The organism is Rhizobium ecuadorense, assembly GCF_001187535.1.
Lineage (GTDB): Bacteria > Pseudomonadota > Alphaproteobacteria > Rhizobiales > Rhizobiaceae > Rhizobium > Rhizobium ecuadorense.
The window spans coordinates 1-214 of record NZ_LFIO01001142.1 but is presented as its reverse complement, the minus strand read 5'-3'; the positions used below and the strand labels follow the sequence as shown (position 1 = coordinate 214).

Annotated in this window: 1 protein-coding gene; it reads left to right on the top strand. The window is 58.9% G+C overall.

The window, feature by feature from the left end; all coding sequences use genetic code 11:
• Nucleotides 1-214, top strand: a 214-nt coding sequence (locus AF337_RS24555) for a transketolase C-terminal domain-containing protein (protein WP_280138865.1), incomplete at both ends; no start/stop codon positions are given.

Genomic DNA, 214 nt, shown 5'->3' with positions numbered 1-214 from the left:
GTCTATATCCGCCTGACCGGCACGCCCAATGCACCGGTCGTCTATACGGAAGACTACACGTTCGAAATCGGCAAGGCCGTTTGGCTGACGCCGCCACGCGAGGTGATGCTGATCTCGAGCGGCACCACGGTCGGGCATTGCCTTCTGGCCGCTGAAAAGCTGAAAGAAGCCGATCTGGATGTCGGCGTCCTTAACATGCATACGATCAAGCCGC